Genomic DNA, 1,750 nt, shown 5'->3' with positions numbered 1-1,750 from the left:
TCTAATTAGGAGCCTGGTGATGACCTACTTTCACATGGGCGAACCCACACTATCATCGGCGCAGTTCCGTTTCACTTCTGAGTTCGGCATGGGGTCAGGTGGGTCCAGAACGCTATTATCACCAAGCATAAACTTGGCCTAACACGGCGTGTTAGTCATTTGGAAAGCTGTATAAGTAAATCTACTTTAGTCTCTTAACTTCTGTGCTTAAACAGTCACATACAAACCACTTTGGCGTTGTATGGTTAAGCCTCACGGGTAATTAGTACAGGTTAGCTTAACGCCTTGCAGCGCTTCCACATCCTGCCTATCAACGTTGTCGTCTTCAACGGCCCTTTAGTGGCGTTAAACGCCAAGTGAGAACTCATCTCGAGGCTCGCTTCCCGCTTAGATGCTTTCAGCGGTTATCGATTCCGAACGTAGCTACCGGGCAATGCCTTTGGCAAAACAACCCGAACACCAGCGGTTCGTCCACTCCGGTCCTCTCGTACTAGGAGCAGCCCCTCTCAATTCTCAAACGCCCACGGCAGATAGGGACCGAACTGTCTCACGACGTTCTAAACCCAGCTCGCGTACCACTTTAAATGGCGAACAGCCATACCCTTGGGACCGACTTCAGCCCCAGGATGTGATGAGCCGACATCGAGGTGCCAAACACCGCCGTCGATATGAACTCTTGGGCGGTATCAGCCTGTTATCCCCGGAGTACCTTTTATCCGTTGAGCGATGGCCCTTCCATTCAGAACCACCGGATCACTATGACCTACTTTCGTACCTGCTCGACGTGTCTGTCTCGCAGTTAAGCTGGCTTCTACCATTACACTAACCGTACGATGTCCGACCGTACTTAGCCAACCTTCGTGCTCCTCCGTTACTCTTTGGGAGGAGACCGCCCCAGTCAAACTACCCACCAGGCACTGTCCGCAACCCCGATTCAGGGGCCAACGTTAGAACATCAAACATACAAGGGTGGTATTTCAAGGATGGCTCCATGATTACTGGCGTAACCACTTCAAAGCCTCCCACCTATCCTACACATGTAGGCTCAATGTTCAGTGCCAAGCTGTAGTAAAGGTTCACGGGGTCTTTCCGTCTAGCCGCGGGTACACAGCATCTTCACTGCGATTTCAATTTCACTGAGTCTCGGGTGGAGACAGCGTGGCCATGGTTACACCATTCGTGCAGGTCGGAACTTACCCGACAAGGAATTTCGCTACCTTAGGACCGTTATAGTTACGGCCGCCGTTTACCGGGGCTTCGATCAAGAGCTTCGACAAAGTCTAACCCCATCAATTAACCTTCCGGCACCGGGCAGGTGTCACACCGTATACGTCATCTCACGATTTAGCACAGTGCTGTGTTTTTAATAAACAGTCCCAGCCACCTGGTCACTGCGACCCACTTCAGCTCCAGACGCAGGTCCTTCACCTAATGTGGGCGTACCTTCTCCCGAAGTTACGGTACTATTTTGCCTAGTTCCTTCACCCGAGTTCTCTCAAGCGCCTTAGTATTCTCTACCTGACCACCTGTGTCGGTTTAGGGTACGATTCGATATAGACTGAAGCTTAGAGGCTTTTCCTGGAAGTATGGCACCAACAGCTTCCACTCCGTAGAGTGTCGTCTCGACTCTCAGCCTTAAAGAACCCCGGATTTACCTAAGGTTCAAGCCTACTGCCTTTCACACGGACAACCAACGCCGTGCCTGCCTAGCCTTCTCCGTCCCCCCATCGCATCTATACCAAGTACGGGA

At 51.5% G+C, this 1,750-nt stretch carries 2 rRNA genes; both read right to left on the bottom strand.

Annotation, left to right across the window (positions count from 1 at the left end):
* Positions 1–11: 11 nt before the first annotated feature.
* A 5S ribosomal RNA gene (gene rrf / locus MHM95_RS18735) occupies positions 12–126 on the bottom strand.
* A gap of 115 nt (positions 127–241) precedes the next feature.
* Positions 242–1,750, bottom strand: a 23S ribosomal RNA gene (locus tag MHM95_RS18730); the annotation flags it as partial.

The sequence above is a fragment of the Pseudoalteromonas sp. CnMc7-15 genome, from assembly GCF_022347925.1.
GTDB classification, from domain to species: domain Bacteria; phylum Pseudomonadota; class Gammaproteobacteria; order Enterobacterales; family Alteromonadaceae; genus Pseudoalteromonas; species Pseudoalteromonas ruthenica.
This window is presented reverse-complemented; position numbering and strand designations above follow the sequence as displayed.